Raw genomic sequence first — 399 nt, forward strand, 5'->3', positions numbered from 1 at the left:
CCCGCTTATAAAACCACCATTAGCCGCAGCCTGTTCAGGAACGGCACTTAGAAATTCATGGATTGCACCTCTTGGAAAAACAGCATTAGGAAAAGCAGCTTCAATGGGACCCAGACCTACAGAATCAGCCCTGCCCGCCACCGGGGGAGTAAACCCCTGCATCAGCAAAATGCTCTTTTGCAGCTGATTGATGATGTCCTTTTTTGTCTCTGGCAAATTCATAATGAAACTCTACCACAAACATAATACTAAAAATATTAGTAATTGCAATAAGAGTGAAAAGAATTGCTTCGCTGCGCCTGCCTGCGGTAGGCAGGCTCGCAATGACAGAGTGCACTTTCTATTACTAGTGTCCGGTAAAAAAATTCACTTTTCGACCCCGAAGGTGGTCGCATATTT

At 44.9% G+C, this 399-nt stretch carries 1 pseudogene; it reads right to left on the reverse strand.

The features are described from left to right. A pseudogene (locus WKF69_RS10035) lies at nucleotides 1-222 on the reverse strand (Error-prone repair protein ImuA); the annotation flags it as partial. Nucleotides 223-399 lie beyond the last annotated feature (177 nt).

The organism is Daejeonella sp., from assembly GCF_037719425.1.
GTDB lineage: Bacteria > Bacteroidota > Bacteroidia > Sphingobacteriales > Sphingobacteriaceae > Daejeonella.